This is a genomic window from Ramlibacter agri (assembly GCF_012927085.1).
Lineage (GTDB): Bacteria > Pseudomonadota > Gammaproteobacteria > Burkholderiales > Burkholderiaceae_C > Ramlibacter > Ramlibacter agri.
Map to the genome: position 1 here is coordinate 225,634 of NZ_JABBFX010000003.1, position 26,173 is coordinate 251,806.

Below are 26,173 nucleotides of genomic sequence, written 5' to 3' on the forward strand. Positions count from 1 at the left end.
GCTACGCCCTGCCACGGACCATATCGAGCAGCCGACCCACGATGCGCTCGCCATCGGCCCGCAAGCCGTTGTGGGCGTACTCGTTGGTGACCCAGGCTCGCAGCCCGCGGACGCCGCGGGCCGTCTCCTCGGCAAACGATCGCTCCACATAGACGTCGTCGACGTACACGGTCGCTGCCACGGGGACCTTGTTCCGGGCGAGGCGGTCGGCGTCGTAAAGGCGCGGCCAGGGATGTTCGGCCAGAAGCTGCGCCGCCTCGCGATGCGCGCGCAAGCCCGCATAGTCATCCCACATCCAGGGAAAGACGTGCTCCGCGCCGAGCAGGTCGCCGGTGATTGCCTCCTCGGGCGCAAGGCGGCCTGCCGACCAGCGGGTGGCGCCGCCGTCGGCGTACGAGGACTCATGGAGCGTCGCGTAGATCGGATTGCGCTCCCAGCCAGAGGCCATCTGCGCGTCGGCCAGGAAGGCCGCCGAGCCGAAGGGCAGCTCGAGCAGGTGGTGCAGCCGTTCGAACCCGGCGCTGTCGCCGAGCCACATCCCGGCCTGCCGCAACCGGCGTGATGTGAGGCGGTCGCCGTTGGGCAGGCGGACGTCTTCCTCGTCGAGGCGGCGCAGGATCGTCCGCAAGCGAGCCAGGTCTCCCGGGTATCGCTCGTGATAGCGCTGGTTCGCTTCGCGCACGCGCACCCAGGTTGCCGCGTAGACCTCGTCGACCGGCCGATTGGTGATCGGCGCGAGCCCGCCGGTGATCAGCACTTCCCGCAGGCCCTCGGGCGCCAGCGACAGGTAGGTGAGCGAGGTGAAGCCACCGAAGCTCTGACCGAGCAGGCTCCAGCGCTCGGCGCCGAGTTCGGCGCGAATCACTTCGAGGTCGCGCACGATGGCGTCGGCGCGGAAATGCGTGAGGTACTCGGCCTGTTCGGCGGCCGTTGCCCCCGGGATGACGGGGCCGACGGGGGTGGAGCGCCCCGTGCCCCGCTGGTCCAGCAACAGGACCCGAAAGTCTTTCAAGGCACGCGCCATCCACCCTGAGGGCGGGCTCGTCGGGCGGGCAGCCTCGAAGCCGGGGCCGCCCTGCAGGAACACGAGGTAAGGGCGATCCAGACCGTCCGGGGCCGCGACTTCGCGCGTGAACACACTGATCGTGCCACGCGACGGATCGCCGTGAACCAAGGGAACGGTGTGCTCGCGCTCGGTCAGGACGGCACCGGGGATGCGGTAGGTCGTGGTCATGGAGTGCATTAGAACCGAAGGTATGCACAACGACCGGCGTTACCAGTTGTGCGTCCTCAGGTCCATCTCAGGACGGCCCCGCACCATTGCTCCACACGCCGCCATCGGGGCGGTGTGGCTTTCGACGGAGTTCATGATGTTCAAGCCCACCCTTCCCATCCTCGCCCTGGCCGGTGCCTTCACGTTCTCGCACGCCTTCGCCGCAGAGCCCTCACAGGCCGAACTGCAGGCCCAGGCCAAGATCGGCCAGGACCAGGCCACCAAGACCGCGCTCGCCCGGGTGCCGGGCGGCAAAGTCCAGAGCGCGGAGCTCGAGCGCGAACACGGCAAGCTGGTCTGGTCCTTCGACCTGGCGCAGAACGGCAAGAGCGGCGTGACCGAGATCCAGGTCGACGCCCTGACCGGCAAGGTCGTGTCGCAGAAAAAGGAAAGCGCCGCACAGGAAGCGTCCGAAGCCACCAAGGAAGCCCAGGAGAAGTGATGGAAGGCGCCCATCCCTCCATCCTTGCCCCGGCCTTCTTTAACAAGGTCCCGGCCATCACCTTGAGTTTCTGGGTGATCAAGGTCCTCGCGACGACGGTGGGCGAGACGGGCGCCGACTATCTGGCCGTGCACGTCGGCCTCGGCGCGGCCCTCACCACCGGGCTCATGAGCGCTCTGCTCGTCGCCGCCCTGCTGCTGCAACTGACCCGGCACCGCTACGTGCCCTGGATCTACTGGCTGACGGTGGTGCTCCTGAGCGTCGTCGGCACCCAGATCACCGACATGCTGACGGACACCCTGAACGTGAGCCTCTATGTGAGCACCGCTGTCTTCAGCGTGCTGCTGGTGGCTTGCTTCTGGATCTGGCATCGCGCCGAAGGGACGCTGGCTATCAACGCGATCGACACCCGCTCGCGGGAGCTGTTCTATTGGGGCGCCGTGCTGGTCACCTTTGCGCTCGGCACGGCGGCCGGCGATCTGGCGACCGAGGCGCTCGGCCTCGGTTTCCAGGTCGGTGTGCTCGCCTTTGGCGCCCTCATCGCGCTCATCGCAGTGGCGTGGCGCGCCGGAGCGAATGCCGTGCTGGCCTTCTGGCTCGCCTACATCCTCACCCGACCGCTCGGAGCCTCTCTCGGCGACCTGCTGGCGCAGGCCCGCGAATACGGCGGCCTGGGACTCGGCACCGTGGTCACCAGCGCAGTGTTCCTGGCCGTGATCGCCACCCTTGTCGTCTACATCAGCCTGCCTGGCCGGCGGGTCGCGTCCTGAGCGCCCCGGTCGGGAGAAGCATCAACCCATGAAACCGGAAAACATGAACAAGCTTCGCATCAGCGGTGTCGCCACCGCCACCTTCGGACTGCTGCTGGCCCTGGGCCAGTCGCTGCCTGCTCTGTCTCCCATGGCGAGCGCCCATGCAGAGCAGGGCAAGGTCTCTCGCCTGGGCGACCTGTCGAGGTTCCGCAAGATCGCGCAGGACACGTCCGCAATGGTCGACAAAGGCGACCTCCCTGGCGCGAAGACCCGCATCAAGGACCTGGAGACCGCCTGGGACGAGGCCGAAGCGGGGCTGAAGCCCCGGTCTGCGGCGGACTGGCATGTCCTGGACAAGGCCATCGATCGCGCGCTGGACGCACTGCGCGCCGGAAGTCCTGATGCAGCCAGGTGCAAAAGCGCAATGACCGACGTGCTGGCCGCGTTCGACTCTGCGGCGGGACTGCGCTGATTCCGGCGCCCAGTGCGACGCCCGCGAATCTCGCTGCCCGGCTGGGAGGTCAGCGTTGCAGCTTGGATGCCCTGGAGCAGCCATACTACGCACGCAGACCTGCAACCTGATCCATGAGGTGACCCAGCCATGTGCGACGCAAACGACCAGGAAGAACTCAAGAAATACACCCGCCGCGATTTCGCCGCGTGGGCCGCATCCGCGGGCATGCTGACCGCGCTGCCCAGCGTGGCCAACGCCGTGGCCGTGGCCGAGCGCGAAGTGACCATCACCACGCCCGATGGCACGTGCGACGCGTACTTTGTCCATCCCACGTCCGGGGCAGCGCCCGCCGTGCTGGTGTGGCCGGACATCTTCGGCCTGCGTCCCGCCTTCAGGCAGATGGGCCGGCGCCTGGCCGAGTCGGGCTACAGCGTGCTGGTGGTGAACCCCTTCTACCGGCAGAAGAAGGCGCCCACCGCGCCGCAAGGCGGCAAGACGCCCATCGCCGAAGTGATGCCGCTGATGCAGGCCCTCACGCCGGCCATGCACCTGACCGATGGCAAGGCCTTCGTGGCCTGGCTGGACACGCAGGCCGAAGTCGACAAGGCGCGCAAGATCGGCACCACCGGTTATTGCATGGGCGGCCCGATCGCCGTGCGTACCGCGAGCGTGGCGCCCGGCCGCGTGGGCGCTGTCGGAACCTTCCACGGCGCCGCCATGGTGACCCCTGCGCCCGACAGCCCGCATCGCCTCATCGCCCAGACGAAGGCGGAGTACCTGATCGCCATTGCCGAGAACGACGACCAGAAGGAGCCGCAAGCCAAGGTCGCCCTCAAGGAGGCGTTGGCCGCCGCGAAGCTTCCCGGCGAGGTGGAGGTGTACCCGGCCGCCCATGGCTGGTGCCCGCCCGACACGCAGGTCTACGATGCCGCGCAGGCGGAACGCGCCTGGACGCGCCTGCTTGCGACGTTCAAGCAGGGCCTGGCCTGATCGTTGCGATTGGCGAGCCTGCAGGAGCGAACATGAAGGACTGGACCGCCCTCGAACGCGTGCTGCGTGAGCTGCACCGCATCCTGCTGCGTCGCGCCAGCCGCGAGTACATGCAGGTGAACGGCCTGGCCGAAGAGCCCGGCCCGGGCGACCTGCTGATGCTCGCCACGCGCGACGAGAACTTCGCCTGGCTGCGCAGCCTGTCCGAGCTGATGGCCGACATCGACCACCTGCGCGAACAACCCGAGGCGCGCGACCAGCCCGGCGTGCGCGCCGCGGTGCGCGGCGCCGTGGAGCAGTTGCTGAATCCGCCGGCCGACCAGCAGCAGGCCAGCGCTTTCGCCGCGCGCTACTGGAGCCACGTGCACGCCGACCCGGAGGTGGCGATCGCACATGGCGCGGTGCGGCAGGCTTTGCGGGATTGGCCAGCGCCGGCCGAGGCGGATCACCGGCAGGTGATCGCCGAGCACACGCGCAAGAAGTGACTCAGGCGGCGCGCTTTTCCAGGCGCGCCGCCAGCATCCGCGCGATCGCCGGCCCGGTTGCCATCGTGAACAGCATCCGCAGCACCTGCATCGTCAGCACGAAGGCCATGTCCACCGGGCTCGACGCCGCAATGATGGCCACCGAATCGGCGCCGCCGGGACTGGTGGCGAGATAGGCGGTCAGCGGGTCCACGTGGGCCCAGTGCACCAGCACCAGCCCGACGCACCCGCACAGCACGATCAGCGTGATGATCGATGCCAGCACCTTGGGCAGCGAGCGCGCTGCGTCGGCCAGCACCTGGCGGTTGAAGCGCATGCCGATGGTCCAGCCGACGAAGGCATAGGCCACGGCCAGCACCAGCGGCGGCAGTTCGACGGGCACGTGCGCGAAGTCCTGCATCAGCACGCCGCAAATCATCGGCAGCAGCAGGCCGCCCGCGGGCAGCCGCAGCTTCACGCCGACGTACGAGCCCGCGAGGGCGATGACCAGCGTGGCCCCCAGCCCGGGCCAGCTGCCGGGCGGCAGCAGCAGCGAGGCTGCCGCCGGATGCGGAACCGGCGTCCCCGTGTTCTGGATCCAGAAATGCGCGACCAGCGAGGCGGAGACCGACACGCAGACCACGCGCAGGTACTGCATGAAGGCGACCAGGCGCACGTCCGCGCCATGCGCTTCGGCCATGATCATCATCGCGGACGCCGCACCGGGCGCCGCGCCCCAGATGGCCGTGTCGCCGGGCAGCACCTGCCAGCGCGTGAGCATCCAGCCCAGGCCGTTGGCGAGCACCGTCACCGACAGCACGCCGACGAGGAACACGCCCCAGTGGTCGGAGAGCGTGGACAGCATGGAGACGGGGATGCCGCGCGCGATGAGCAGGCCGATGATGCCTTGCGCGGCGACGAAGCCGTGGCGCGTGACCACCACTTCCCGGCCGCCGACCGCGAAGGCGATGGCGGCGACCATGGGGCCCAGCAGCCGGCCGGCCGGCAGCCCCAGGTGGTCGAAGCCCGCCGCCAGGACGACGGACACCAGGACCAGGATGGACCAGCGAAGATGGAATCGGTTCAGCTTCAGGCGGGTCCGCGGCACCGGCGGATTATCCGGCACGCCATGGCGGCGTGCCGGACGCGGGGCTTACTGCGGCTCGAGCCCGACCTTCTTCACCAGCGCGGCGTACTTCGCCAGCTCGGTGTGGAAGGCCGATTGCGCCTGCTCCGGCGTGCTCACCTTGATGGTGTTGCCCTGCTTGGCCATGACATCCTTCACGGCGGGGTCGGCGAATGCCGCCGTCACAGCGTCATGTGCCTTCTTGACGTTGGCCGGGCTCATGCCCTTGGGGCCGATCACCGCGAACCAGGCTTCCATCTCGAAGTTGGTCAGGCCTTGCTCGGCGAAGGTGGCGATCTCGGGCGCGGCGGCCGTGCGCTGCGCCGGCAGCAGGCCGATGGCGCGCAGCTGGCCGGCCTTGATCTGGCCTTGCACGCTGGGCAGCGCCGCGGTGGCGAAGTCGATCTGGCCGCCGATCAGGTCGGTCACCATCGGGCCCACGCCCTTGTAGGGGATGTGCTTGGCCTTGGCGCCCGCGGCGTCCAGCACCATTTCGCTGGCCAGGTGCAGGATGGTGCCGTTGCCGCCGGAACCGAAGTTGTACTGGCCCGGCTTGGCCTTCAGCGCCGCGAAGAATTCCTTCGCGTCCTTGACCGGCATCTTGGTCGGGTTCACCACCAGCACCATGGGCGTGGCACCGACGACGGCGATCGGCGTGAAGTCGCCGGGCATGTCGAAGGGCAGCGACTTCAGCACGCTGGGGAAGATGACCACGTTGTTCGACACCACCGACAGCACCGAGCCGTCGTTGGGCGAGCGGGCCAGCTGCTGCAGGCCGACGACGCCGCCGGCGCCCGGCTGGTTGTCGACGACCACGTTGGCGCCGAGCGCCTTGCCCAGCGCGGGCGATGCCGCACGGGTGATGGCGTCCACGCCCGAGCCGGTGGCGTTGGGCAGGATGAAGCGGACCACCGGGTCGGCGGCCTGCGCCAGCAGCGGCAGCGCGCTGGCGGCGACGAGGGCCGCGCCCAGGCAGGCGCGGCGCGTGATCTGGGAAAACTTCATGGCTTGTCTCCTTTTGTATGCGTTTCAGTTCACCACGGCGCGCTCGCGCAGCGCCGCGATTTCGGCCTCACTGTAACCTGCCGCGGCCAGCAGCTCCGCGCTGTGCTCGCCCAGGCGCGGCGGCTGCAGCCGCACGCCGAGGCGGTCGCCGTCCATGGTGATCGGGAACAGCGTGGTCTTCACCTGCTGGCCGGCCTTGTCGCCGTCCGGCAGCGTCACGTCCGCGAGGCCGCCGGTGGCGAGCAGGTGCTCGTCGTGCAGCAGGTCCTCGGGCTTGCGGATCGGCGCGAAGGGCAGGCCGGCCTGCTCCATGATCGCGGCGAGTTCCTCCGCGCCGCGGCGGGCGAGGCGTTCGCGCAAGGTGGCGAGCAGGCGCGGGCGCTGCTGCACGCGCTGGTTGTTGGTGGCGAGGTCCGGCTCGGCCTTCAAGTCGGGGAAGCCCAGCGCGTCGCAGAAGGCTTGCCACTGCGCGTCGCTCACCGCGGCCAGGAAGATCTGCTCGCCGTCCTTCACCGTGAACACGTCGTACACGGCCCAGGGGTTGTCGCGCGCGGGCATGGGTTGCGGATGGCGGCCCGTCATCGCGTACTGCAGCATGTGCTGCCCCATCAGGAACACGTTGTTCTCGTACAGGGCTGACTGCACTTCCATGCCGCGGCCGGTGATGCCGCGCTGGATCAGCGCGCCCAGCGTGCCGATGGCGCCGAACAGGCCGCCCATGATGTCGTTGACGCTGGCGCCGGCGCGCAGCGGGTCGCCGGGCCGGCCGGTCATGTAGGCCAGGCCGCCCATCATCTGCACCACTTCGTCGAGCGCCGTGCGGTGGTCGTAAGGGCCGGGCAGGAAGCCCTTGTGGCTGGCGTAGATGAGGCGCGGGTTGTCCTTGGAGAGGCTGGCGTAGTCCAGGCCGTACTTCGCCATCGTGCCGGGCTTGAAGTTCTCGATCACCACGTCCGCGCTGGCGCACAGGCGTCGGGCCGCCGCGGCGCCTTCGGGCTGGTGCAGGTCCAGGCCGATGCTCTTCTTGTTGCGGTTGTACATGGGGAAGAAGCCCGAGCCCGCACCCAGCAGGCGGCGCGTGTTCTCGCCCTGCACGGGTTCGATCTTGATGACCTCGGCGCCCATGTCGGCCAGCACCATGCCGCAGGTGGGGCCCATGACCATGTGGGTGAACTCGAAGACCTTCAGGCCTTGTAGCGGTTGCGGCGCGTTCATGCTGCGACTTCCTTTTTCTTCATCGTCTTCGGCAGGCCTGCTTGCCAGACGCTGCCATGCAGTTGCTCGCCTTCGAGCCAGTGGGCCAGCTTCTTGCGCAGCACGAGCAGCGCGTCGAAGTCCAGCCCCGTTTCGATCCCCATGCTGGCCAGCATGTAGGCCAGGTCTTCGGTGGCGACGTTGCCGCTGGCGCCGGGCGCATGCGGGCAGCCGCCGATGCCGCCGAGGCAGGCATCCAGGCGCGTCACGCCCATCTGCAGCGCGGCGTAGCAGTTGGCCAGGCCGAGGCCGCGCGTGTCGTGGAAGTGTGCAGAGTCCAGCTTGCCGCGGGCGACGGGCAGCACCTTCTCGAACAGGCGCGACACCATCGCGGGGTCGGCATAGCCCACCGTGTCGGCCAGGCTGACCTTGTCGGCGCCGGCGTCCAGCACGGCCTGCACCAGGCGCACCACTTCGCTTTCCTCCACCCGGCCCTGGATCGTGCAGCCGAAGGCGGTGCTGATGCCCACCTCCAGCAAGGTGTGCGAACCCGCGGCGTCGCGCGCGGCGCGCATGCGGCCGATCTCCGCCACCACTTCATCCGGCGTCTTGCGCAGGTTAGCCAGGCTGTGCGCGTGGCTCGCCGAGATCGGCACCAGCATCGCGTGCGCTTCTTCGGCGATGGCGCGTTCTGCGCCCTTGAGGTTGGGAACGAGCACGCTGGCGACCAGGCCGGGCAGCGTCTTCGCGAAGGCCAGCACTTCGGCGGTGTCGGCCAGTTGCGGCATCAGCCGTGCGGGCACGAAGGAGCCGACTTCCATTTCGCGCAGGCCGGCGGCGTGCGCGTCGCGCAGCCACTCCAGCTTGAGGGCGGTGGGCACGGTGCGGGGAATGATCTGGAGGCCGTCGCGCAGGCCGACGTCGCGGATGGCGACGCGCCGCGGCAGCGCTCGCGAAGAGCTTGGTTCGTTCATGGAGCAAGTTTAGAATTTCCGAACCGCTCCAGATAATCACTTTCGGAACGCTTTCGTTCCAAATTGGAACGTCTGGCATCTCCATGCGCGATCTCGACCTCACCACGCTCCGCCTGTTCGTCTCCGTCTGCGAGACGGGCAACATCGCGCGCGCCGGCGAGCAGGCCAACATCGTCGGCTCGGCCATCAGCAAGCGGCTGGCCCAGCTGGAAGACCAGCTCGGCACGCCGCTGCTGGCGCGCAAGCGCTATGGCGTGGTGCCCACCACCGCCGGCCAGACCCTGCTGGAACACGCGCGCGCCATGCTCGATAGCGCGGCGCGCATCGAGGCCGACATGCGCAACTTCGCGGCCGGTGCGCGCGGGCAAGTGCGCGTGCTGGCTTCAGTGTCGGCCATGACGGAATCGCTGGCGGAAGACGTCGCCGCCTTCCTGGCCGACCCCAGGCACCGCGCGATCCAGGTCGACCTGGAGGAGCGCGTCAGCCCGGAGATCGTGCGCGGCGTGCAGGAAGGCATGGCCTCGCTGGGCGTGTGCTGGGACGCCGCGGACGTCAACGGCCTGCAATCGCGCCCCTATCGCAGCGACCACCTGTGCGTGGTCGTGCCGCCGCGCCACGCGCTGGCAGGCAAGCGCAAGGTGCGCTTCGCCGACACGCTGGACTTCGAGCAGGTGAGCCTGCCCGTCAACAGCGCGGTGCAGGTGCGCCTGCAGCAACTGGCCGCCAGCCTGGGCCGGCCGGTGAAGCATCGCGTGATCGTCACCAATTTCGAAGCCGCGCTACGCGTCGTGCGCGCCGGGCTGGCCATCAGCCTGGTGCCGCGCGAAGTGGCGGAACCCATGGCCGTCGCCTACGGACTCAAGCTGCTGCCGCTGGACGAGCCCTGGGCCGAGCGGCGTTTCCTCATCTGCTTCCGCGACGTCGAGTCGCTGACGCCTTCGGCCCGGCTGCTGCTGGACTACCTCGCCTCCATCGCCCCATGAACACCCTGAACTTCGGCGCGCAACCGCGCATCCTCTTCCTCGCCGACGACCCGTCGCTCGTGCGCCGCCAGCTTGCCGGCGAGCGCCTCACGCGCGCGCAGGCCGGTGCGCTGCGCAGCGACATTTCCACCGACGAAATCTCGCCGGTGGCCATCATGTCCCACTACGACGACAAGCTGGCCCGCTTCCCTTACACCGGCTTTGCCGCGGGTGGCGAGACGCCAATTGCCGTGGGTGCCGTGCAGGCGGGCGGCTTCCAGGTGACGGTGGCCGGGCGGCGCTACGGCAAGGGTTCGTCGCGCGAACACAGCCCGGCGGCCGAACGGCTGGCCGGCATCCGGCTGGTGATCGCCGAGAGCTTCGAGCGCCTGTACCGGCAGAACGCGGACAACACCGGCCTGTTCACGTCCACCGATTTCGGCTTGCTCGATCGCATCGAGCGTGGCGAAGCGATCGCCATCGAAGACCTGCTGCGCGACCGCGAGCCGCTGGCCACGGCGATCCTGCGCGCGGGCGGCCTGCTGCGCTTCGGGCAGGAGCAGCTGCGCGATGCGCGGCCGGCGGTTGCAGTGACCTCGACGCGCCCGCAGACCTTGTACGAGAAGATCGTCCAGCGCCACCTGCTGCGCACCGCCGCCACGCCGGAGCAACCGGCCGTCGGCGAGGGCTGCTTCCTGCATGCGGACTGGCGCTTCATCCACGAGTACTACACGGGGATGGCGGCGCACATGCTGGATCGCACGCTCGGTGCTTCGCACGCGCTGCGCGATCCGGAGAGCATCGTGGTGTTCGAGGACCACGCGACCTACGTCGAGGAAAGCCCCGCGCACCGCAAAGCCGGCCTCGTCACCAACATGCATGCGATGGTGCAGGCACAGCGCGACTTTGCTGCGCGGCACGGGCTGCGCTACCACCGCACCCTGACCGACTTCGAGGCCAGGCAGGACGACGGCAGCAACGTCGCCGGCATCTCGCACGCGATGATGGCCGAGCGCTATGCGCTGCCGGGGCAGGTGGTCGTCGGCACCGATTCGCACACGCCGCACAGCGGCGCGCTGGGCTGCTTCGCTTTCGGCGTGGGCACCACCGACATGGCCAACGCCTTCGCCACCGGCGCGGTGCGCATGACGATGGCGCCGATGCTGCGCGTGGAGCTGCAAGGGCAGCTGGCGCGCGGCGTGACGGCGAAGGACGTGGTGCTGCACCTGCTGGCGCTGCCGGATATCCGCGGCGGTGCGGCCGTGGGCCAGGTGTTCGAATTCGCGGGACCGGTGTTGCGCGCGCTGGGCACCGACGAACGCGCGACGCTCACCAACATGACGGCGGAACTGGGCGGCCTCACCGGCATCGTCGAGCCGGATGAAGAGACGGTGCGCTTCCTGCGCGAGCGGCGCGGCGTCGACTTCCAGTTGGAAGACTGGATGCGCAGCGACCCCGGGGCTTCTTATTCGCGCGTGCTGCGCGTCGATTGCAGCGCCCTGGGCCCGATGGTGGCCTCGCCCGGCGACCCGGGCAACGGTCACGCGGTCGAAGCGCTGGCACAACCCGTGCGCGTGGACATCGCCTACGGCGGTTCCTGCACTGCGGGCAAGCGCGAGGACTTCGACCACTACCACGAGGTGCTGGCCTGGGGCCTGGAGCATGGCTTGAAGGTGCCGGAGCACGTGCAGCTCTATCTGCAATACGGCACGACCGCCGTGCGCGACTACTGCCTGGCGCGCGGCTACGACCGCGTCTTCGAGCAGTCCGGCGCCCGCATCCTGCAGCCTTCCTGCGGCGCCTGCGCCAACTGCGGCCCGGGTTCGTCCACCGACACGGGGCAGGTGACCGTGAGTGCGATCAACCGCAACTTCCCCGGTCGCTCCGGCCCCGGGCAGGTGTGGCTGGCGAGCCCGCCGACGGTGATGGCGAGTGCGCTGGCCGGCGAACTGTGCTCGTTCGAACAACTGCGCAAGAAGGTCGGCGCGTAGGTACTGGTTCAGTCTGTCGGATTCGGTGCTACAAAATAGTTTTCCCCTCTGACAGCCCTTGCTACGCTTGCCCTCATGACCCGGAAAGACTTCACCCAGGTAGCCCTAGACGTGGTGCGCCAAGCCACCGGCGAGACCCCCAGGAAGCCGCCTGAGCCTCAATAGCAAGTCGCCCCCAAGGGGACCAAGGTGGTGGCGAAGAAGAAGCCCAAAAAGGCAGGTTAGAGTCCGCGCCCATCTCTAGGTCAGGCCTTCCAGTCACCAGCGTTAGCTGTGGCGTGTGGACGGGCAAGAACGCCTCCAAGCGTAGTTTGAACTCTTCCCAATCCTTGCTCAGTTGCATGAGCATGATGCTCTCGCAGCTTCGGATACCCGCATGCGGTGGACATGGCCCTCGGCGGGAAGGTTGACTACGCTGTCCTGAACAAGTCCTATGCGGACGGTGGCGCACAGAAGGAAGCTAAGCGCCGCTACAGCCTGGCCGAGTTCGTCGCTGCCGAGAGGCAAGTGGTGTTCGGTGCTCCTGACGTGGACCACATCAGCACCTCGCACGTAGAACGTGCGAACCTCTCAATGCGGATGGGGATGCGCCGCTTTGCGCGCTTGACCAATGCGTTCAGCAAGAAGCTGGAGAACCATATGGCGGCTATTGGCCTCTACTTCATGGTCTACAACTTTGTGAAGATTCCCAGGCCCATCAAGACCACGCCCGCAATGGAGGCGGGCGTGACGGACCTACTTTGGAGCATGGAGGACATCGTCCTCATGGCGGAAACGAATGCTTAAGACGCTAACGCCCCAAAGAGGCGTGCTGGCACAGGTACTGGCATATGAAATTCAGGATGGCCTAGCTCTTCGCATGCCTTGTTGTAGGCAGCAGCGGCCAACCATTGACCCCCAGTAGGCGCATCGGATCGCAGGGTGGCAATGCGACTCTGCAAGTCATGAGGGGCCATTGTCCAACCCTTCCCCTCAAGAAGTTGGAACTTCGCCCTCGCCTTTTGGAAGGCGTCAGCTCGTTTGTCGAAGCCGAATGCCTTCTGCGCGGAAAAAGAAACTACTGACAAGGCGGCTAGGCCAAGCGTCCAAATCACAACTACTTCTGGTGAAGCGGTCTTAGTCAGCAACGGCACAACGGTCGATCCACTAAGTCCGGCGCAGATGAATCCTGCGAACAGGAGCGCTCTGTGAATGAAGCGATAGGACGCTTCGTTCATGTCAGCAAACACAATGGCATAGCGGACTTCAGCCATCAGCACAGGAAGAGTGCCAGGCGCAGCGGTCGGGGCAGATTGTTCCAGGGCCATAGAACCTTTCTCCTTCCGTTTCACCGCTTCTTTTGCGGCGGAGCGGGTGGGGGGCTGGGGGCGGGCGGCATCTGCTTGGGCGGACGAAAAGCGCTCCATTCGCGGCTCACCTCCATATACCCCGTTGAACCAGGGCTACGCAGTGACTATCGTGACGGGCCTTCGGCTCCTTCGTAGGAGAGTACCGCCTCCTACCGTCCAGTTCCTTCTGCATCGTGGTGCCTCTTTTTCGGCACATTGCAGCATAGGCTCAGCCACTTGCCAATTACCCAACAGGTGCCTTTATCGGATAAAGCAACTTTCGCGCTCATCCTTCCGACAAGCGGGGCTATTGTTACGAGCCAAGATTCAAACTGACCCACTACCGGCGCGGACTAGAACCTTCGTTGGATGCGAGCCTGGAATGGCGGACAAGCGGGTGCTCCTGCGGGGTCGAAGGTATTTGTAAGCAGATGAATCGAGTTTGATACTCCTTGAAACATTCAAAGGAGAGGGACGATGAACGCGATTCGTAGCAATTGGCGCCGTGTCCTGGCAGCCGTCTTCACCACCGCCCTCCTGGGCGCCAGCCTGCCGACCCACGCCTCCGACATCGCGGACCGCGAGTACGACCGCGCCGTGAAGTCCTTCCGTGCCGGCCGCACCTCCGAGGCCTGGGGCCAGTTCCAGGAACTCGCCAGCCGCGGCGACGTCGACTCGGCGCGCATCGCGCTGTTCATGCTGAATTACGGCCCCGCGCTGTACGGCAAGCAATGGGACGCGTTGCCCGGCCAGGTGGAGTACTGGGCGCAACTGGTCCGCAACAGCGGCACCTCGGCCCGTCCGCTGCCCGTGTTCGAGCCACAGGTCGTGTCGCGCAAGGGCGCACCGCGCGCGGCTGCCGTGCGCGGCATCAGCCTGTCCGCGCGCTGAGCCGGGCCTGCCCGCGACCGGGCGGAAACCTGGCGCCTCACTCCGACGGGTCGGCCCCGAACTCCTGCGCCACCAGCCCGCGCAGCCACTTGTTGCCGGCGTCTTCGTGGAAGCGGCGGTGCCAGTGCATGCGGATGGTGCTGGCCGGCAGCGCGAAGGGCAGCTTGATCGTGACGAAGTGGCCGTGCCGCGCGAAGGCCTCGGCCAGCTGCCCGGGCAGGACGGCGAGCAAGTCACCGTCCTGCAGCAGCGGCGGCAGCATCAGGTAGGAGGGCAGCTCCAGGCCGTCGGCGCGCTGCAGGCCGTGCCCGGCCAGCACTTCGTCGACGCGGTCCTGCACGCCGGAGGCGAGGCGCACGATCACCTGCGGCGCGGCCGCGAACTCGCGCAGCGTGGGCGCCTTGCGCGCGAAGCGGTGGCCCTTGCGCACCAGGCCGACGAAGCGCCGATCGAACAGGCGCTGCTGGAACAGGGTGTCCGGCAGGCGCGGATAGCTGCCCACCGCGAGGTCGACGTCGCCATCGGCCAGCGCCGGCGGGATCTCGTCCTGGCCGATCACCTTCAGCGCGAGCTTCACGCCGGGCGCCTCGCGCCGCACCGCCTGCACGATGCGCGGCCACATCACGTAGGCGCCGACGTCGGAATGGGCGATGCGGAATTCGCGCCGCGCCACTTGCGGCTCGAAGCGCGCGCTGGGCAGGATGCGGTCGCGCACGCGCTCCATGATCTCCGCCACCGGCTCGGCCAGCGCCAGTGCGCGCGGCGTGGGCCGCAGGCCGCGGCCGGTGCGCACGAACAGCTCGTCGCCGGCCAATGCGCGCAGGCGCGCGAGCGCGGCGCTCAGCGCCGATTGGCTCATGTCCAGTTCGCGCGCGGCCAAGGTCACGCTGCGCAGGCGCAGCAGCGCATCCAGTACCGGCAGCAGGTTGAGGTCGACGGCCCTGATATCCATGCCATCGATTCTAGATATGGCCGAACTGCGGTATTCAGGAGCTCGCGCCGCGCCTAATCTCGTGCCAGAACACCAGGAGACAAGACCATGTTCCAGCGCGCCCTCGCGGGCCTCGCCCTGTTCGCCGCCCAGGCGGCCTTTGCCGCGCCACCGCCGCTGAACATCGTCGTGCCTTCCGGCCCGGGCAGCGCGCCGGACATCATCGCGCGGCTGCTGGAGCCGGAGCTGCGGAGCCGCCTCGGGCAGCCGGTGATCATCGAGAACAAGCCCGGCGCGGGCGGCATCGTCGCGGTGATGGCGGCGAAGAACGCCGGCTCGCCGGCCAACACCTTGCTCCTCGCGCAGGCTGCGGTGGTGACCGTCACGCCGCTCACCTATCGCGCCGCGAAGTACGACGCCGAGCGCGACTTCGAGCCGGTGGCGGTGGTGGCGGAAACCCCGATGCTGTTCGTTGCCAATGTCGCCGGCGGGCCGAAGACGCTGGCCGATGCGATCGCGCAGGCGAAGGCGAAGCCGGACAGCATCGCCCTCAGCAGCCCGGCGCGCGGCTCGATCCCGCACCTGAGCGCGGAGCTGCTGCAGCAGGCGACCGGAGCGCACTTCAACACCATTCCGATGAACCAGAGCGCGCAGGCGCTGCAGGCGGTGGTGAGCGGCGACTCCCTGGTGTCGGTGGACGGCATCGCGCCGCTGCTGCCGCTGGTGAAAGCCGGGCGCTTGCGTGCGCTCGCCGTCACCAGCAGCCGCCCCTTGCCCGGGCTGGAACAACTGCCGCTGGCGAAGGACACCGTGCCCGAACTGCAAGTGAGCGGCTGGTTCATGCTGTTCGCGAACAAGGGCACGCCGCCCGCGCGGCTGCAGGCCATCAATGCCGCCGTCGCTGCGGCGCTGGCTTCGCCCGAGGTCGTCCAGAAACTCCAGGCCACGGCGAACTACCCGGTGGGCGGCAGCGTGGCCGATGCGCGCGCCTTCCTGGCCCGCGAGAAACGCCTGTGGGCCGGCGCCGTGCAGCGCGCCGGCCTGACTCCCGAATGAAGACCATGACTCGACGCATCGACACCCACCAGCACATCGTCCCGCCCTTCTACGCGCAATGGCTGGAGCGCAAGGGCCTCACGGCGGGCGGCCTGCCCATCCCGCGCTGGAGCGCGGAAGCGGCGCTCGAAATGATGGAGGCGCTGCACATCGCCGCGGGCGTCCTCTCGGTCTCGACCCCGGGCGTGCACCTGGGTGACGACGCCGAGGCGCGTTCGATGGCCCGCGCCGTCAACGAGTTTTCTGCGCAAGTCGCGGCGGAGCATCCAGGCCGCTTCGGCTTCTTCGCCACCCTGACCTTGCCCGACGTGGAAGGCGCCATCGCGGAAGCCGCCTACGCTCTCGACAACCTGAAAGCCGACGGCGTGGTCCTGCTCACCAATGTGCGCGGCACCTACCTGGGGGACGCGAGCATGGAGCCGCTGATGGAGGAATTGAACCGGCGCCAGGCCGTGGTGTTCGTCCATCCTTCCGAGCTGCCGGCGCCGCCGGTGCCCGGCATCCCGCCCTTCGCGGCGGACTTCCTGCTGGACACCACGCGCGCGGCGATCAACATGGCCAAGGCTGGCTGGCTGGCGCGCTATCCGGACCTGAAGATCATCCTGTCGCACGCCGGCGGCTTCGTGCCCTACGCGGCGGAGCGCTTCGCCCGCCTGTGCGCGCCTTCGGGCCGCTACGAGGACGGCGTCCTGCAGTTGCAGCGCTTCTGGTTCGACACCGCGCTTTCGAGCAGCCCGTACGCGCTGGCGGCGCTGCTGGCCTTCGCCGACCCGGGGCGCATCACCTTCGGCAGCGACTGGCCGTATGCGCCACAGGAACGGTCGGCGCATTTCGCGCGCCTGTTCGAGCAGTACGGATTCGATGCGAAGCAGCGCGAAGCGATCGAGCGCGGGAATGCCTTGCGGCTGTTCCCGCGCTTCGGGTGAACGCTAGTTGGTGCAGGTGTAGCTGGCCGCCGCGTTGATGTCCCCGCTGCCGTTGTACTTCGGCCAGGCCGGGTAGTCGCACAGCGGGCGCGTGCGGCCGTTGCTCGCCGCGTTGGCGTCGGCCGCGACCTGGCCGGCCGGCGCCACGCCGTTCTCCACCCAGTTCTCCAGCGCCGCCAGCGAGTCGTAACGGACGTTGTAGGCGCCGCTGCCATGGCCGTAGCCGGGCACTTCGTAGAATCTGATCGAGGCGGCGACCGCGTTGGCTCCCATCGCCGTCACGGCCCGGTGGTAGAACTCCTCCGAGGAGGCCGACGGAATCAGCGGATCGGCGAGGCCGTGCACGACGATGACCTTCCCGCCCTTGCTGGCGAAGGGCGTGAGGTTCGGGTTCACGTCCTGGCGCGACGAGATGTATTTCTCGCGCTGCTGCACGAAGCCGTTGGCGTTCAGGTCGAACAGGAACGGGTTGTAGCTCGCATCCTGGTACACCCAGTACTTGGCGAAGGACTCGCCGATGTAGGTGGCGAAAGGCATGTTGGTGGCCGATGGCGTGGCCGGCGCGGCGGTGCCCATGGCCGGAATCACGCCGCCGTTGAAGATGTTGTAGGCCGGATAGGAATTGGTGCCGTTGGCGAGCGCATACGGAAAGCTCGTGCCGGTGGCGTAGGCCGCCGTGAAGCCGGTGATCTGCGCATCCGACAGGCAGCTGTCTCCGGTGTCCGCGCCACCCGGGCAGCGCAGCGTCTGTGGATCGAAGTGGCAGGCCGCCACGTTGCCGATGACGCCGTCGGCCGCGCCGTCGAGCGTGTCGCACGCGGCGATGACGGCGTTCGTGAGCAGCTTCTGCTTGTTGGCATTGGACCAGGCACCGGCCGCGCCCAGGGCCTGCGAACCCCGCACGTAGTTGGTGAGCATGGCCGTTAGCGACCAGGCCGGGTAGTAGGAGATCACGCCGTCGTACAGCTCGGGCCAGCGGTCGGCCACGTACAGCGCCTCGCGCCCGCCGCCGGAGCCGCCCGCCGAGTAGGTGCGCTTGGGCGCGCTGCCATAGCGCTGCTGGATCAGCTTCATCGCCACATCGCGCGTCTTGCGCAGCTGGTCGCCCAGGTAGTTCTCCAGCGCCTCGTCGTTCAGCGCGAAGCTTGCTTCGGCGGCGCTGCCGGTGTGGCCCGAGTCGCTGCCGAAGGCGGCGTAGCCGCGCGCCAGCGGCGTAGCCAGGCCCGCGGCGCCCGGCACGTTGCCCGAACCTTGCACGACGCTGCCGTCATAGCCGCCACCCATCAGGTGCATGGCCTTGCCGTTCCAGGTGGTCGGCAGCACGAGGGAGAACTGGATGGGAGGCGCCGTCTTGTCCACCGGCGCGATGGAGCCCGTGAGCTTGCAGTACTCACCCACGGCAGTGGTGCCACTGCCGCTGGGCGCGACCAGCGTGGCATCGGAAACGTTCGCGCCCGTGGTGGGCAGCGAGATGTCGCTGGCGTTGATCGCCACGCCCTTGAGCGCTGCACAGGCGTCGGCGGCGCTCAGCACCGGGGCGGGTGAAGGCGCCGGCGCGGACGCGCCATCGGAGCCGCCGCCGCAGCCCTGCAAGCTGGCGGCCGCGAACAAGACGGCCAGGGAAGCGGTGCGCCGGACGGTGGTCCGGCGCGGAACTGGGAAAGGATGCATCGCTGTTGTCTCCGGTAGTCGTTGGTGCGCCACGAACTTACCGGCGGGAAGGGAGACGCGCAGTCCCCCGCGATGGAGACAGGAAGGCGCGCGTCAGGCCCGGCGGCCGCTGGCGAGCGCGAACAGCTCGTTGCGGTGATGGATGCCGAGACGGTCGAACGCGCGGTCGCGGTAGGTCTTGACGGTGCCGGGCGAGACGCCCAGGTCCGCCGCGATGCCGTCGTAGGTCCAGCCCTTGAGCATGCGTTCGCAGACGTCGCGCTCGCGGCGGGTGAGGCCGGCGAGCACCGTGTCGGCGGTGGGCGCGCCGCCACACAGCGACAGGTGCCGCTGGACGCAGGACAGCAGCAGGCCGGCGGCGCTGCCGACCAGGTCGATCTCCTCGTCGCTGAATCGCGGCAGCTCCTCGTGCCGGTACAGGTTCACCGCGAGCAGGCCCTCGTCCCTGGCCCGGCAGACGATCGACAGGCGTTCGCGCAGCCCATGGCGGGTGTAGATGCGCTCGCGATGCTGGCGCGGGATCTCGTGCGCATGCCAGTGCACCAGGACCTGCCGCTGGTCCTGCACCTGTTCGCGCGCGGCCAGGAAGGTCTGGTCGGAGCGGTACAGGCTGGTGCGGTATTCGTGCCAGGACTCCGCCGTGTGGTCGGGGGCGCGATAGCTGCCGGAGGCCGGCATGTCGGGCGGCGCGTCGTCGTGCAGGCGGAACACGGACCACCAGGAGACGGGCAGCCAGCGGTTCAACTGGGCGAGCGCGCCCTGCGCGAAACCGGCGTCGCCGATGCAGCCGACCACGCCGGCGAAGGCTTCGACGGCGCGCTCGCCGGCGACCGCGGCCTGGTGGGTGACGGGAATGAGCTGCATGGCGCAACAAACAGGACTGTATGGACTGTAGGCGGCGGCCGGCCGCCGCGCGCAGCGGGTTTTCCCGCGGTGCCGCTGTCCCCATCGCAGGAGACAGGAGAACGGCTCGTCTTGCCCAAACTCGCCCCATCAAGGAGACCTGACGATGAAACTTTCCCGCCGCCGCCTGCTGGCCGCCGCTGCCATCCCCGCCTTCACGGTCCTGCCGCGGCTCGCGCGTGCGCAGGGCTTTCCCGAGCGCACCCTCCGGCTCGTGGTCGGCTACGCACCTGGCACTGCGCCGGACGTGCTGGCGCGCCTGCTGGCGCAGCGCATGGGTGAATTGCTGAAGCAGCAGGTGGTGGTCGACAACAAGGCCGGCGCTGGCGGGCAGATCGCCGCGCAGATGGTCGCGAAGGCCGCACCGGACGGCTACACGCTGCTGCTGGGGGAGGTCGGCTCCATCTCGATCGCGCCGGCCGCCTTCAGCAAGCTGGCCTATGACCCGCCGCGCGAACTGGCGGGCATCAGCGAAGTGGCGCAGGTGGATTTCCTGCTGACCGTGCCGGCTAATGCGCATTACCAGACCGTCGCCGAGTTCGCCGCCGCGATGCGGGCGAAGCCGGGCAAGGTGAACTTCGGAACCTTCGGCGCCGGCACCTCCGGCCACTTCGGTGCGGAACTGCTTGGCGAAGCGGCAGGCTTCAAGGTGGAGCCCGTGCACTATCGCTCCACCGGCGATGCCATCAGTGCCATCCTGGCCGGCGACGTGGCGGCGGTGTTCGCCTCCACCGCGCTCGGCGCGGCGCAGATCAAGGGCGGCAAGATGCGTGCGCTGGCCACGACCGCGCCGCAGCGCTCCCCGCTGCTGCCGCAGGTGCCGACGATGGCGGAAGCCGGCTACCCGAAGATCGACATCTCCTCCTGGTTCGCGCTGATGGCGCCGCAGGGGACACCGGCGGCGGTGCTGGACATGCTGAACCGCCAGGCGGCCGCGGCCGTGCAATCGCCCGACACCAAAGCCAGGCTCGTCGAGGCCGGCTTCAGCGTGGCCGGCACCAGCCGCGCCGACACCGACAGGATGCTGCGCTCCGAGGCATCCCGCTGGGCTGCTGTGGTGAAGGCGTCCGGCTTCCGCGGCGATTGATCCAGGCGATGCAAGGAGAATCCATACGCAGCGCGCAGGACGTCGCGCGGATCGAGGCGCGGCCTTACGCCGCGTTCATGCCGCATGCGAACGTGTACGAAGCCTTGTGCGCCGCCGCGTCGCTGCACCCCGATCGCAAGGCGCTGAGCTTCATCGTGGATGCGGACCTGGCGTCGCCGCCGAGGACGTGGACGTATGCCGAACTGCTGGCGGACATTCGCCGCACCGCCAACTTGTTCAGCGCGCTGGTGCCGGGGGAGGAGCCGCGCATCGCGATGCTGCTGCCGGCGATCCCGGAAGCCTATCTCGCGGTGTGGGGGGGCGAGACGGCCGGCGTGGTGTGCCCGATCAACTTCATGCTGGATGCGGCTCACATCGCCGAGCTCGTGCGGGCGGCGGGCTGCAACATCCTGGTGACGCTGGGGCCGCACCCGGACCTGGACATCTGGTCGCGCATGCCCGCGCTGCTGCAGCAATGCCCGGGCCTGCGCCACGTGCTGGCAGTGGGCGGCGCGCCGGGACAAGGTGACTTCATGGCGGCCGTGCACGCCCGGCAAGGCGCGTGGCTGGAGCAGCCCGCGCCACGGGGCCCTGCGCAGCTCGCCGCGCTGTACCACACCGGTGGCACCACAGGCGCGCCCAAGCTGGCGCAGCACACGCACGGCAACCAGCTGCATTCGGCGTGGGCGGCAGCGCAGATGTACGCGATGGACGAGCGCGACGTCATCCTCAACGGGTTCCCGATGTTCCACGTCGCCGGCGCCTTCGTGTTCGGGCTGTCCGCCTTGCTGAGCGGCGCGGAAGTGGTGCTGCCCACGCTGCTGGGGCTGCGCAATCCGGCCTTCGTTCCACGCTACTGGCAGTTCGTGGAGCGCCATCGCGTGAGCCTGCTGGCCGCGGTGCCGACGGTGATCGCCACGTTGCTGGGCGTGGAGCCCGGCGCGGCCAGCACGAAGAGCGTGCGGGCGCTCCTCACCGGCGGCTCGCCGCTGCCCAACGAGCTGGCGGCATCGTTCGAGCACAGGTACGGCTTGCCCGTGCGCAACATCCTGGGCATGACCGAGTGCGCGGGCGTGGTCAGCATCGAACCCTTCCTGGCGCCGCGCACCGCCGGCTCCTGCGGCATTCCCTTGCCGTTCACCGAGGTGAAGGCGGTGGCGGCGGACGGCCGCGACTGCGCGCCCGGCGAGACCGGCATCCTGCGGCTGCGCGGCCCCAACGTCGGGCCTGGCTACACCGACCAGCGGCGCAACGCCGGAACCTTCACCGAAGACGGCTGGCTCATCACCGGCGACATCGGCCACGTCGACGCCGGACGCCGGGTGTTCGTGACCGGCCGCGCCAAGGACGTCATCATCCGCGGCGCCCACAACATCGATCCGCAGCTGATCGAGGAGGCCTTGCTGCAGCATCCGGACGTGCTGATGGCCGCGGCCGTGGGCGAGCCGGACGAGTACGCGGGCGAGTTGCCCGTGGCTTTCGTTTCGCTGCGGCCGGGGGCGCACGCCGATGCGGCGGCCTTGTCCGCCTTCGCCAACGAGCGCATCCCCGAGCGGGCCGCGTATCCCAAGCGCATCTCGATCCTGCCCGCCATCCCGGTGACGGCGGTCGGCAAGGTCTACAAGCCGCGCCTGCGGGCGCTGGCCTGCGAAACGGTGCTCAGGGAGCGCCTGCAGCGCGCCGGCCTGGACGGCGGCGTTGCGGTGGCCGTGGTGGAAACGGCCCGTGGCATCGCGGCACGCTTCCAGGTGCGAAGTGACGGTGCACAGAAGCAGCAGATCGCCGAGCTGATGCGTTCCTTCGCGATCGAATACACGGTGGGGTCCGAGGCATGAGCCCGCCGGGCCGCCCCAAGGGCGAATACCGCAGTGCGCAGCACGGAGCTTACCCAGTGAACGCGCCGGTCCGGATGGATGTCGAAGGCGCGGTCGCTACGATCACGCTGGACGCACCTGCCACGCGCAATGCGCTCACGCCACAGATGCTGTGCCTGCTCGCGGACACGGTGAAGGCCTTCGCGGCGGACGAGGCCTTGCGCGTGGCCATCATCACGGGCGCCGGCGACCGCGCCTTCTGTGCCGGCGGCGACCTCGCGCGGACCTTGCCGCTCATGAGCGGCGCCCGCGCCTCCGAAGATGCCTGGGACCGGCGCCTGCTGGAGGATCCGGAGGTGCTGGCGGCCTCCGGGCTGCGTGACTTTCCGTTGGACAAGCCCGTGATCGCCGCGATCAACGGCGCCTGCATGGCCGCGGGCTTCGAGCTGATGCTGGGGACCGACCTCCGGCTCTGCGCGGAGCACGCGAGCTTTGCGTTGCCGGAGGTGAAGCGGGGGCTGATCCCGTTTGCCGGCTCGCTGGCGCGGCTGCCGCGGCAGGTGCCTTACTGCGTCGCGATGGAATGGCTGCTGACCGGCGAAGCCTTCCCGGCGGCCGACGCGCTGCGCATGGGGCTGGTGAACCGCGTCCTGCCGGCTGCGGAGCTGATGCCGGCGGCGCGTGCGCTCGCGCGGGGCATTGCCGCCAACGGGCCGGTGGCCGTGCGTGCCATCAAGCGCACCGTGTCCGGTTCGAGCGGCCGTCCGCTGGAGGAAGCCTTCGCACTGGAGAACACGGCGAAGGCGGAAGTGATGGACAGCGAAGACGCGCGCGAAGGTCCGCGCGCCTTCATGGAGAAGCGGCCGCCGGTATTCCGCGGCCGCTGACGCCCGTCAGAGCACTTCCACCACCACTGCCGCGCCCATGTCTCCGGCCGCGCAGCCGGTGAACAGGCCCACGCCGCCGCCTTGCAGCACCAGCGCCTGCGCCAGCTCCGCGATGGCGCGCAGGCCGGTCGGCGCCTGCGGGTGGCCGTAGATCAGGCTGCAGCCCAGCGGGTTCATGCGCTCCAGCGGAAAGCCCGTCTCGCGGGCCAGCCACAGGTCGTTGACGGCGAAGGGGTTGTGCGTCGTCACGACCTTCAGGTCGCCGACCTGCTTGCCCGCGGCGGCAAGCGCCTTGTGAGCGGCGAGCGCGGGCGCCTTGGGCATGCGGCCCTTCTCGGCGCGCGCGAAGCCGGCGGACAGCAGGCGCAGAACCGGCTGGCCATCGGCATAGCGCCGCGCCTTCTCGCGCGAAGTGACGATGGCGCCGGCCGCGCCGTCGGCGGGATGCGTCTGCGTGCCGGGGGTGATCGCACCACCGGGCTTGGCGGGTGACAGCCTGGCCAGGCCGGCGGCGCTGTAGTCGCTGATGCCTTCATCGGCTTCGAGCACGGTGCGCGACTTGCGCGACTCGATGACGATCGGACGGAAGTAGCGCTTCTGCAGCGCGCGGCCGTCCTTCAGCGCGTCCTGGTACTGCGAATAGCGCAGCAAGGTGAGCTCGTCGCATTGCTCGCGCGTGAAGCCGCCGTCGGTGGCCGTGCATTCCGCCGTGTACAGCATGGACTCCGCCGTCCACGGGTCGGCGGCAAAGGAATCCAGCACCCAGTGCGTCGTCTGCGGCGCGCCGCCCATGGAGGCGCTGCGCGGGTAGACCAGCAGCGGGCCGTTGCTGGTGCGATCGGCCGTCACCACCAGCTGCGTGTCGCCGCCACCGAGCTGCGTCGCCGCGGCGGCATTGGCGAGGCAGGCGACTGCAGTGGCGCAGGCCTGCGCGATGGCGGGGCCGCCGATGCCGGTCATGCCCAGGCGGGCCGCGATCCACGGCGGCGCATAGAAGGTGTTGGGCTGCGGGATGGTGGTGCCGAAGACGATCTGCGCGGTCTCGGCCGGATCGTAGGAAGCCGCGGCGAGGGCATCGCGCGTGACCTGCGTGGCGAGGTCCAGCGCCGACACGTCGGCCGCAGCGCCTTGCCAGCGGATGAAGGGCGAGCTCCAGAGGAGCGGCACGGGGATGAAGGCGTCGTCGAAGCGCATGAAGGAGGTCCTGAGGTTCAGAGCGCGACCACCCGCGGGTCGGGCTGGTTCGCGTAGAGGGTGGCCACATCGGCCGCGCGCCGGTTCAACACCGCGCGCTGGTTGAGGTAGCCCTTGTCGGTGATCTCGCCGGCGTCCAGGGCCGGCGCGTCTTCCAGCAGCAGCGCGCGGCCGGGGCATTGCGAGGAGCCGCCGCCGCCGGCGCGCATCTCGCGCAGCGCCTTCAGTACGTGCTCGCGCACGACGCTGCGTTCGGCCTGGCGGCCTTGCGGCGACAGGAACAGCAGCAGGCCGATCTCGTCGCGGTCGTGCCCGGTGACCACGGCATCCGCCACGTAAGGCGACATCGCCGTCACCGAGCGCAGGCGCACGTTGCCCACCGACACCCAGGTGCCGGTGGTGAGCTTGAAGTCCTCGGCCACGCGGCCGTCGAAGGCGATGCCTTGTGCGGCGTCCTGCGGGTCCACCAGCCGGCCGGCGTCGCCGATGCAGTAGAAGCCCTCGTCGTCGAAAGCCTTCGCCGTGAGCTCCGGCGCGTTGCGGTAGGCGCTGAAGATCTGCGGGCCCTTGACGCGCAGTTCCAGCTTCTCTCCATTGGGCACCATCTTCACCTCGGTGCCCGGCATGGGCAGGCCGATGCAGCCGGCGCGCTCGATCTTCCAGTGCACGCAGGTGACCGAAGGGGCGGTCTCGGTGGAACCCCAGGCGGACGTGAACCACACCGGCCGCTCGCGCACCGTGCGCGCCACTTTCTCGAGGCGCTCCCAGGTGCTTTGCGGCAGCGCGGCGCCGGCGTAGAAGATGCCGTCCAGGCATTCGAACACGTCGCGCGCCGCCTGCGGGTCCTGCTCCAGGTAGGGCACCAGCATGTCGAAGCCGCGCGGCACGTTGAAGTGGAAGTTGGGCTTGACCTCGCGCAGGTTGGCCAGCGTCTTCTCGATGAGGCCAGGCGCCGGCCGGCCTTCGTCGATGTACAGCGCGCCGCCATGGGCCAGCACCATGTTGAAGTTGTGGTTGGCGCCGAAGGTGTGGCTCCAGGGCAGCCATTCCAGCAGCACCAGCTTCTCGTGCGTGAGGAAGGGCCAGACCTGCGCGATCTGCTGCTGGTTGGCGCACAGCATGCGATGCGTGTTGACCACCACCTTGGGCAGGCCGGTGGAGCCGCTGGTGAGCAGGTACTTGGCGTCGGTCTCGGGCCGCACGAGGGCGGCGAGCTGCGCGACCTGCGGTGTCTCGACGGCTTCCTGCAGCGAAGCGAAATTGCGCCCGTGCTGCACGTTCTGGCTGAAGAAGCGCGGGGCCTGGCCTTGCCATTGCTCCAGTGCCGGGCCGTACACCGCGCCGTCGGACGCATACACGAGCCCGGGATCCAGCATGTCCAGGATGCCGTGGATCTTGCTCCAGTCCTTGGTCATGCGGATGTAGGCGCTGGAGACGGTGCAGCTCACGCGGCCGACATGGGTGGCCGCGAGCGAGAGCAGGGCGTGGTCGACGGCGTTGTCGGACACGATGACCACCGGCTTCTGCGGCGGCAGCTGCAGGTCCACCAGGCCCTGCGCGATGCGGCCCACCTGCTCGCGCGTCTCGCGGTATGTGAGGCGGCGCCACTGGCCGTCGGCGCCGCGTTCGGCGAGGAACAGGGCGTCGGGCGTGGCGAGCGCCCAGTGGTCCAGCCAGTCGCCGATGCAGCGGGCGAAGGGCTGCAGCCGCTGCGGGCTGCGCAGGATGAAGGAGCCGTCGGGGCGGTCCTCGCGCAGCACTTCGGGCGCTGCGAGGGAGCCGTCGCGGGCGAGCAGGGAAGGGGTCATGCGGATGCCGGCAGCCGCCCCGGAGGCGGCTTTCTCCATACAGATGTGTA

Annotated in this window: 24 protein-coding genes and 1 pseudogene; 14 read left to right on the forward strand and 11 right to left on the reverse strand. The window is 69.1% G+C overall.

The window, feature by feature from the left end:
* Position 1: 1 nt before the first annotated feature.
* Complete coding sequence (locus HHL11_RS25690; RefSeq protein ID WP_169421456.1) at positions 2 to 1,234, reverse strand: alpha/beta fold hydrolase; 1,233 nt, start codon at positions 1,232 to 1,234, stop codon at positions 2 to 4.
* 136 nt (positions 1,235 to 1,370) lie between these two features.
* Between HHL11_RS25690 and HHL11_RS25695 the strand changes: the two genes are divergently transcribed.
* From HHL11_RS25695 to HHL11_RS25715, 5 genes are all read left to right on the forward strand, one after another.
* Positions 1,371 to 1,715, forward strand: coding sequence for a PepSY domain-containing protein (locus tag HHL11_RS25695; protein ID WP_169421457.1), 345 nt, complete (start codon positions 1,371 to 1,373; stop codon positions 1,713 to 1,715).
* A complete protein-coding gene (locus HHL11_RS25700; RefSeq protein WP_169421458.1) occupies positions 1,715 to 2,485 on the forward strand; it encodes a COG4705 family protein in 771 nt (256 codons plus the stop codon). Before HHL11_RS25695 ends, HHL11_RS25700 begins: the two co-directional genes overlap by 1 nt.
* Before the next feature lie 43 nt (positions 2,486 to 2,528).
* Positions 2,529 to 2,939: a hypothetical protein gene (locus tag HHL11_RS25705; protein ID WP_169422279.1), complete on the forward strand. Its 411-nt coding sequence runs from the start codon at positions 2,529 to 2,531 to the stop codon at positions 2,937 to 2,939.
* 129 nt (positions 2,940 to 3,068) lie between these two features.
* Positions 3,069 to 3,911, forward strand: coding sequence for a dienelactone hydrolase family protein (locus tag HHL11_RS25710; RefSeq protein WP_169421459.1), 843 nt, complete (start codon positions 3,069 to 3,071; stop codon positions 3,909 to 3,911).
* A 32-nt stretch (positions 3,912 to 3,943) separates the two neighbouring features.
* Positions 3,944 to 4,396, forward strand: coding sequence for a hypothetical protein (locus tag HHL11_RS25715; RefSeq protein ID WP_169421460.1), 453 nt, complete (start codon positions 3,944 to 3,946; stop codon positions 4,394 to 4,396).
* Between the two features lies 1 nt (position 4,397).
* Here the strand turns inward: HHL11_RS25715 and HHL11_RS25720 are convergent, their stop codons facing one another.
* The 4 genes from HHL11_RS25720 to HHL11_RS25735 are packed head-to-tail and all read right to left on the reverse strand — an operon-like array spanning position 4,398 to position 8,674.
* On the reverse strand, positions 4,398 to 5,483 hold the full coding sequence (locus HHL11_RS25720; RefSeq protein ID WP_205964656.1) for an AbrB family transcriptional regulator: 1,086 nt from the start codon (positions 5,481 to 5,483) through the stop codon (positions 4,398 to 4,400).
* 45 nt (positions 5,484 to 5,528) lie between these two features.
* Positions 5,529 to 6,506, reverse strand: a complete 978-nt coding sequence (locus HHL11_RS25725; RefSeq protein WP_169421461.1) for a Bug family tripartite tricarboxylate transporter substrate binding protein — start codon at positions 6,504 to 6,506, stop codon at positions 5,529 to 5,531.
* Between the two features lie 24 nt (positions 6,507 to 6,530).
* Positions 6,531 to 7,721 carry a CaiB/BaiF CoA transferase family protein gene (locus HHL11_RS25730; protein ID WP_169421462.1) on the reverse strand — a complete coding sequence of 397 codons (1,191 nt, stop codon included), beginning with the start codon at positions 7,719 to 7,721 and terminating at the stop codon, positions 6,531 to 6,533.
* Entirely contained in the window at positions 7,718 to 8,674 is a 957-nt protein-coding gene (locus tag HHL11_RS25735) for a hydroxymethylglutaryl-CoA lyase (RefSeq protein ID WP_169421463.1), read from the reverse strand. Before HHL11_RS25735 ends, HHL11_RS25730 begins: the two co-directional genes overlap by 4 nt.
* Positions 8,675 to 8,757: 83 nt before the next feature.
* On the opposite strand from HHL11_RS25735, the gene HHL11_RS25740 reads away from it, so the two are divergent.
* The 3 genes and pseudogenes from HHL11_RS25740 to HHL11_RS25750 form a co-directional block, all read left to right on the forward strand.
* Positions 8,758 to 9,657 carry a LysR family transcriptional regulator gene (locus tag HHL11_RS25740; RefSeq protein ID WP_169421464.1) on the forward strand — a complete coding sequence of 300 codons (900 nt, stop codon included), beginning with the start codon at positions 8,758 to 8,760 and terminating at the stop codon, positions 9,655 to 9,657.
* Entirely contained in the window at positions 9,654 to 11,627 is a 1,974-nt protein-coding gene (locus HHL11_RS25745; protein ID WP_169421465.1) for an aconitase family protein, read from the forward strand. Before HHL11_RS25740 ends, HHL11_RS25745 begins: the two co-directional genes overlap by 4 nt.
* A gap of 369 nt (positions 11,628 to 11,996) precedes the next feature.
* Positions 11,997 to 12,413, forward strand: a pseudogene (locus HHL11_RS25750) (IS1 family transposase); the annotation flags it as partial.
* Here the strand turns inward: HHL11_RS25750 and HHL11_RS25755 are convergent.
* Entirely contained in the window at positions 12,410 to 13,033 is a 624-nt protein-coding gene (locus tag HHL11_RS25755) for a hypothetical protein (RefSeq protein WP_169421467.1), read from the reverse strand. The pseudogene HHL11_RS25750 and the gene HHL11_RS25755 sit on opposite strands and share 4 nt — an antisense overlap.
* Before the next feature lie 399 nt (positions 13,034 to 13,432).
* On the opposite strand from HHL11_RS25755, the gene HHL11_RS25760 reads away from it, so the two are divergent.
* Complete coding sequence (locus HHL11_RS25760; RefSeq protein ID WP_169421468.1) at positions 13,433 to 13,846, forward strand: hypothetical protein; 414 nt, start codon at positions 13,433 to 13,435, stop codon at positions 13,844 to 13,846.
* A 37-nt stretch (positions 13,847 to 13,883) separates the two neighbouring features.
* On the opposite strand, the gene HHL11_RS25765 is transcribed toward HHL11_RS25760, so the two are convergent.
* Positions 13,884 to 14,798, reverse strand: coding sequence for a LysR family transcriptional regulator (locus HHL11_RS25765; RefSeq protein ID WP_169421469.1), 915 nt, complete (start codon positions 14,796 to 14,798; stop codon positions 13,884 to 13,886).
* A gap of 87 nt (positions 14,799 to 14,885) precedes the next feature.
* On the opposite strand from HHL11_RS25765, the gene HHL11_RS25770 reads away from it, so the two are divergent.
* A complete protein-coding gene (locus HHL11_RS25770) occupies positions 14,886 to 15,833 on the forward strand; it encodes a Bug family tripartite tricarboxylate transporter substrate binding protein (protein WP_169421470.1) in 948 nt (315 codons plus the stop codon).
* Positions 15,834 to 15,838: 5 nt separating this feature from the next.
* Positions 15,839 to 16,759 carry an amidohydrolase family protein gene (locus HHL11_RS25775; protein WP_169421471.1) on the forward strand — a complete coding sequence of 307 codons (921 nt, stop codon included), beginning with the start codon at positions 15,839 to 15,841 and terminating at the stop codon, positions 16,757 to 16,759.
* Between the two features lie 3 nt (positions 16,760 to 16,762).
* On the opposite strand, the gene HHL11_RS25780 is transcribed toward HHL11_RS25775, so the two are convergent.
* Positions 16,763 to 18,430 carry a tannase/feruloyl esterase family alpha/beta hydrolase gene (locus HHL11_RS25780; RefSeq protein WP_169421472.1) on the reverse strand — a complete coding sequence of 556 codons (1,668 nt, stop codon included), beginning with the start codon at positions 18,428 to 18,430 and terminating at the stop codon, positions 16,763 to 16,765.
* 93 nt (positions 18,431 to 18,523) lie between these two features.
* Positions 18,524 to 19,294, reverse strand: a complete 771-nt coding sequence (locus HHL11_RS25785) for a helix-turn-helix transcriptional regulator (RefSeq protein ID WP_169421473.1) — start codon at positions 19,292 to 19,294, stop codon at positions 18,524 to 18,526.
* A gap of 145 nt (positions 19,295 to 19,439) precedes the next feature.
* Between HHL11_RS25785 and HHL11_RS25790 the strand changes: the two genes are divergently transcribed.
* The 3 genes from HHL11_RS25790 to HHL11_RS25800 are packed head-to-tail and all read left to right on the forward strand — an operon-like array spanning position 19,440 to position 23,121.
* Positions 19,440 to 20,420: a Bug family tripartite tricarboxylate transporter substrate binding protein gene (locus HHL11_RS25790; protein WP_169421474.1), complete on the forward strand. Its 981-nt coding sequence runs from the start codon at positions 19,440 to 19,442 to the stop codon at positions 20,418 to 20,420.
* 8 nt (positions 20,421 to 20,428) lie between these two features.
* Positions 20,429 to 22,255, forward strand: coding sequence for an acyl-CoA synthetase (locus tag HHL11_RS25795; RefSeq protein WP_169421475.1), 1,827 nt, complete (start codon positions 20,429 to 20,431; stop codon positions 22,253 to 22,255).
* 56 nt (positions 22,256 to 22,311) lie between these two features.
* The gene (locus HHL11_RS25800) at positions 22,312 to 23,121 is read left to right on the forward strand and encodes an enoyl-CoA hydratase/isomerase family protein (RefSeq protein ID WP_342593279.1); all 810 of its coding nucleotides are present in this window, start codon (positions 22,312 to 22,314) and stop codon (positions 23,119 to 23,121) included.
* A 6-nt stretch (positions 23,122 to 23,127) separates the two neighbouring features.
* On the opposite strand, the gene HHL11_RS25805 is transcribed toward HHL11_RS25800, so the two are convergent.
* Together HHL11_RS25805 and HHL11_RS25810 are read right to left on the reverse strand one after the other, a co-directional pair.
* Positions 23,128 to 24,315: a thiolase family protein gene (locus HHL11_RS25805; protein ID WP_169421476.1), complete on the reverse strand. Its 1,188-nt coding sequence runs from the start codon at positions 24,313 to 24,315 to the stop codon at positions 23,128 to 23,130.
* A gap of 17 nt (positions 24,316 to 24,332) precedes the next feature.
* A complete protein-coding gene (locus tag HHL11_RS25810; protein ID WP_169421477.1) occupies positions 24,333 to 26,123 on the reverse strand; it encodes a feruloyl-CoA synthase in 1,791 nt (596 codons plus the stop codon).
* Positions 26,124 to 26,173: the final 50 nt, after the last annotated feature.